The following is a 5,159-nucleotide window of genomic DNA, read 5'->3' on the forward strand; positions in this document are numbered from 1 at the left end:
GGGCGGCGGGGACGACACCGTCGTCCGGGCCGCGCCGTCGCCGGGGTACTCCCACCGTTGCGCGTCCTCGTTCCAGCGCTGTGCGGCGCCTGTCCCTGCGGGTCTCATGACGCCCCGCCCACCCCCAGCATCGCGGCCACCGTGGCGGCGGCCGTGATCCAGCTGGTGATGCCCTCGGCCGACTCCAGACGCTCGCGCAGCCGCGCCCGGCGGCCCGCACCGGCCCGGCCGGTGCGGGTGATCTCGTCCTCGGCCTCGTCGATGGCCTCGTTGATCCCGGTGACCGCCGGCGACTCCGGACGGCCGGCCAGCTCGGCCCTCAGCTCCCGCAGCGCCTCCAGGAGTTCCTGGTCCTGGACCTCCTCGCGGCCCGCCGCGTGGTGGTGGGACTCGGCGCGGGCGTGGCTGCCGACGGCGAAGGTGCTCCTGCTGACCTTGCCGAAGCGGACGGTGGGCTCGTCACTGCTCATGACCCTGGGATCCCTTCTGCGCCGCCTTCCCGCCGGCGGCGGGGGCGCTGGTGGAGGCGGAGGCGCCGGTGGGGGCGGGAGCGCCGGCCGAGGTGGTGGAGGACGCGGTCGCGTGCTCGCCGACGGCGAAGGTGCTGCCCTCGACGCTGTCGATGTGCACGCCCCCGTTGCTGACGTTGACGATCTGCTGGACGAACTCGTCGGTCTGGTAGCCGCCGTCCGCCAGGGCCTGCCGCACGCCGTGGGCCACCCGGTCCTGCACGGCCTTCAGGTACCGCGCGGCGTCCATCCGCTGGAACAGCGAACCGTCGTCGGCGGCGCCCAGCTCGCGCACCGAGCGCGCGGGCCCCTCGGCGAGGGCGGCCGCGTTGCCCCCGGTCGCCAGCGCCCAGCTGTCGGCGAGGTACTTGCCCACGACGACCAGGGAACGGACCAGGGAGCTCGGCACCCGCGCCACCGCCCAGGCGGCCTTCGCCAACAGGTTGCTCGACAGCAGACGGTGCGCGGCGCGGTCGACGTCCTGGAAGTCCTGGCGCACCGGCGCGAGGACGTGCGGGGCGACCTCGAGCATGAGGATCTTGCCCTGGGTGTGCACCCGCACGAAGACGGTGACGACCAGTTCCTCCTCCCAGCCGCCGACCCTGATCCGCAGGAAGTGGCGCCGGCGTTCGGCGCCCTCCTCGACGGATCCCTCGATGTGCTCGGCGAGCGAGGCGTCGCCGTAGGGCGCGTCGTCCCGGTGGCGCAGCCCTTCGGCCGGGAGGAAGACGCACTCGTCGACCTCCAGGCCGCGCAGCCGGTCCCGGCCGGGGCGCCCGCCCTGCGGCGGCCTGCGCAGCTCCTCCAGCAGCGGCCGCACCCGGTCGAGCACCACCCGGTTGCTGATCGGCGCGGGCTTCCTGGTCCGGTCGGCCGGGCGCAGCTCGACGGCGAGGATCCAGGTGTCGACCGGCGTGCCCGCGCCGCAGAACGGCCGGGCCACGTTGTACATGACCAGGTTCTGGTGCTGTTCGCGCCGGATGCGGCCCATCAGCCCCTGGAACCGCGGCCCTTGCGGGAGCTCGGCGGGGTCGGTGGCCGCGTCGGGGAACCGGGCGGGCGAGAGCTCGTTGGTCACCGCCCGCGCGAACCGGCCGCGCTGGGCCGCGGCGCACAGCGCGAGACCGGCGAGAACGACGATCAGCAGCCAGGCCTGCGTCGCGGTGCCGGACGACGAGCCGGCGCCGGTGCCGGTGAGGAACCCGGCCACTTCGTCGAAGGCGAACGGGGCGTCCGCGGAGCCGTAACCGGAGTCGCCGTACCCGTCCTCCCCGTACCCGTCGCCGTAGCCCGGCCCGCTCTCCTCCTCACCGAGGCCGAACGCCAGGCCGAGGGTGTTCCAGCCGAACAGGACCAGGATCAGCCGCCCCCACCAGCGCAGCCAGAACGCCGGGATCCTCCGGTACAGCGGCGCGGTCGGGCCCTCGCCGCGCAGCCGGGCGGCCAGGGCCAGCAGCACGCTGGGGAGGAGGAAGGCGACGAGCATGCCCTGGGTGACGAGCATGCCCAGGGCCCACAGGGCGGTGATGCCCAGCGCCCAGGCCAGTTCCACGCGGCGGGCGCGCAGGGCGTGTGCCAGCACCCGGGCGGCGTCGAACCCGAGCGAGGGGGCGGCCACCCGCTGTTCGTTGAGCCACAGCTCCTCGATGACCCGGTCGCGGTAGCGGGAGTCCAGGTAGGCGCCCGCGCACAGCAGCCGGCCTGCTTCGCTCGCATGGGGTGGCACGGTCGCCGGCGTCACCGGTGCGGGAGGCGGCTGCGGAAGGCCGGTGCCGGCGCCCTGCTGCGGAACGCCCGGCCCGGTGGGCTGCTGCGGAACTGACGGGACGGTCAAGCGGATCCCCCGATACGCGAACACGCCTGCCACGCGCGGCAGTTGAAGCGCACGGCAGTTGAGGCGTGAAATCTAGGCGACGGGAGTGACAGGTGCAACCGGGAAAGGTCACGCAGCGATCAGGTCCGGTCACCGAACGCACGACCGCCCCGGCGGCCGGTGAGGGCTGCCGGGGCGGTCGGGACGTGCTCCGCGAGGCGGTCGGCACGTGCTCCGCGAGGCTCGGACTCAGATGAGGCCGAGGGAACGCACGGCCTCGCGCTCCTCGGAGAGCTCGGCGACCGAGGCGTCGATCTTGCCGCGGGAGAACTCGTTGATGTCCAGGCCCTGGACGATCTCGTACTTGCCGTCCTTGCAGGTGACCGGGAAGGAGGAGATCAGGCCCTCCGGGACGCCGTAGGAGCCGTCCGACGGGATCGCCATGGAGGTCCAGTTGCCCTCCTCGGTGCCGTTGACCCAGGTGTGGACGTGGTCGATGGCGGCGTTGGCCGCGGAGGCGGCGGAGGACGCGCCACGGGCCTCGATGATCGCGGCGCCACGCTTGGCGACGGTCGGGATGAACTCCTCGGCCAGCCACTTCTCGTCGTTCACGACCTCGACGGCGCTCTTGCCGCCGATGGTGGCGTGGTAGATGTCCGAGTACTGGGTGGCGGAGTGGTTGCCCCAGATGGTCAGGCGCTTGATGTCGGAGACCGAGGTGCCGGTCTTCTTCGCCAGCTGGGTCAGCGCGCGGTTGTGGTCCAGGCGGGTCATCGCGGTGAAGCGCTCGGCCGGGACGTCCGGGGCCGATGCCTGGGCGATCAGGGCGTTGGTGTTGGCCGGGTTGCCGACCACCAGGACGCGGATGTCGTCGGCCGCGTTGTCGTTGATGGCCTTGCCCTGCGGCTTGAAGATGCCGCCGTTGGCCTCGAGGAGGTCACCGCGCTCCATGCCCTTGGTGCGCGGGCGGGCGCCGACCAGCAGGGCGACGTTGGAGCCGTCGAAGGCGACGTTCGGGTCGTCGGTGATCTCGATGCCCTGGAGCAGCGGGAAGGCGCAGTCGTCGAGCTCCATGGCGGTGCCCTCGGCGGCCTTGAGCGCGGGGGTGATCTCCAGCAGGCGCAGCTTGACCGGCACGTCCGCGCCGAGCAGCTGGCCGGAGGCGATGCGGAAGAGCAGGGCGTAACCGATCTGGCCGGCCGCGCCGGTGACGGTGACGTTCACGGGAGTGCGGGTCATGGCGTTCTCCGTAGGACAGCAGGCGGTGGGGCGGTCCGCCCCGGGGTGCGGGATCCCCGGCGCCTGTCGCGAGGCGGCTCCCGGACGGTCGGCCCGGCTGCCCACCATGATGATCGATCGACCATACAAATGATCGATCTCTTGGCGTCAAGAGATCCGGGCGTCAGGCTATCGCGCCTCGGCCGCCCCGCCATGGACGGGTGACTGTGGCCCGGACCACAGGACGTCCGGCGGCGCGCTGCCCCGCGCGGGCGCACCACGGGCCGTACGTGCCCGGCGCGAGGGCGATCCGCGAGGCGCCGCCTCGCCGGGCACGCATCCCGTGGGGGGATCTGGCTTGCCTTCCCCCCACGGGTGAGGTTATGCGCGCGGCGCGTCGACGTGAGCCGAACGGGTCAACCCGTGCACGCGGTACGCCCCTTGGCAGGGGTGATGCAGGCCTTCGCGTCCTGCGCGCGCCGCACCGCCACCATCGGCGTGTACGCGTCCGGGTCCTGACCGACCTGCGCCTTCCGCTCCCGGGCACGGGCGCCCTCGGCGCCGATCGTCACGGTGTCCCCCGTCGCCGCGCCCGTGACGCGCGCCCAGGCCGCGCCGCACACCTCGCTGAACCGCACCTCGAGCACGGCGGTGCCCACGGTGATGCTCCTGCCGGTGGTCGCGCGCTGCCCGCCGCAGCCCATGGCCTCCGGGTCCTCGCCCGCGCATCCGGCCCCCTGGCACCGCACCCCGTCGGGCAGCGACGCCTCCCCGCCGGCCGGGGCGGACGAGCTCCCGTGGTCGGCGGCCCTGGCCTCGTCCTCGGGGTCGGCCTGGGTGAGGAAGACCGCCGCCCCGACGATCAGCAGCGCGCCGACCGTCCCGGCCAGGAAGGTCACCGCCCGGTGCGCCCGGCCTGGGGCGGCGCGGGGGCCGTCCACGCCGCCGGTTACGGCGCCGGCACCGGACGTCGGCGGGGGCGGTGCCTCGGCGGCGGTTCCGGGGGCGGTCGCGGCGGCCGGGGTGGACGCCCGCGCCTGGGAGCCCGCGGCGACCTGGGGGTCGTACGGCGCGGCGCCCGGACGGTCGTACGGCTCGTGCGGGGCGGCGGACGCCGAGGCCCGCCCGGCGCTCGACGCGGAGGCCCCCGTGGACGACGGGGCGGGGGCTGCGGCAGGGTCCGACGCGGTGACCGGGCCGGCGGAGGCGGTCGCGGGAGCCTGCGCGGACGGACCCGCGAACCGGCCCAGTCCCTCGCGGGCCTGGGCGATCCGCATCGCCTCGATGGTCAGGTCGTGCCGCATCTCCGCACGGCTCCACGACCGCTCCGCCAGTTCCCACAGCGTGGTGAGGTGCAGCGGGTTGACGCCGGTGACCTCGGCGAGCGCGATCACCGCGCCCTTCGGCGGCAGCAGCCGTCCGTTGAGGTAGCGCTCCCAGGACGTCCTGCTGTACCCGGTGCTGTCGGCGACCGCCGCGATGCCCGATCCGCCGCGGTCCACCAGCATGCGCAACGCGGCGGTGAGCTCCTTGACCTCGGGGTCGAGCTCCTCCGGCAATGCCTTCCAACGCGGCATGGTTCCCCCCTCTGCCCCAGCGTCCGGCCCCCTGCCGCGTGC

Annotated in this window: 4 protein-coding genes; all 4 read right to left on the minus strand. The window is 74.4% G+C overall.

Translation table 11 applies throughout. From position 1 onward, the window contains the following. Positions 1 to 104: 104 nt before the first annotated feature. The 4 genes from ACOV8S_RS16760 to ACOV8S_RS16775 all read right to left on the minus strand — a co-directional run bounded on the left by ACOV8S_RS16760 (position 105) and on the right by ACOV8S_RS16775 (position 5,117). Entirely contained in the window at positions 105 to 470 is a 366-nt protein-coding gene (locus ACOV8S_RS16760; RefSeq protein WP_448318602.1) for a hypothetical protein, read from the minus strand. Continuing rightward, positions 460 to 2,235 (minus strand): hypothetical protein, encoded by a 1,776-nt coding sequence (locus tag ACOV8S_RS16765; protein ID WP_448318603.1) that lies wholly within the window; start codon positions 2,233 to 2,235, stop codon positions 460 to 462. Before ACOV8S_RS16765 ends, ACOV8S_RS16760 begins: the two co-directional genes overlap by 11 nt. A gap of 336 nt (positions 2,236 to 2,571) precedes the next feature. Beyond that, positions 2,572 to 3,561, minus strand: a complete 990-nt coding sequence (locus tag ACOV8S_RS16770; RefSeq protein WP_448318604.1) for a malate dehydrogenase — start codon at positions 3,559 to 3,561, stop codon at positions 2,572 to 2,574. A gap of 395 nt (positions 3,562 to 3,956) precedes the next feature. After that, complete coding sequence (locus ACOV8S_RS16775; protein WP_448318605.1) at positions 3,957 to 5,117, minus strand: DUF2690 domain-containing protein; 1,161 nt, start codon at positions 5,115 to 5,117, stop codon at positions 3,957 to 3,959. Between the last annotated feature and the right edge of the window lie 42 nt (positions 5,118 to 5,159).

It is taken from the genome of Streptomyces sp. CO7 (assembly GCF_053474865.1).

What these genes read in the sequence shown, in the direction of transcription:
- ACOV8S_RS16760 (WP_448318602.1), bottom strand. Translation starts at nt 470, where the DNA reads ATGAGCAGTGACGAGCCCACCGTCCGCTTCGGCAAGGTCAGCAGGAGC.
- ACOV8S_RS16770 (WP_448318604.1), bottom strand. Translation starts at nt 3,561, where the DNA reads ATGACCCGCACTCCCGTGAACGTCACCGTCACCGGCGCGGCCGGCCAG.
- ACOV8S_RS16775 (WP_448318605.1), bottom strand. Translation starts at nt 5,117, where the DNA reads ATGCCGCGTTGGAAGGCATTGCCGGAGGAGCTCGACCCCGAGGTCAAG.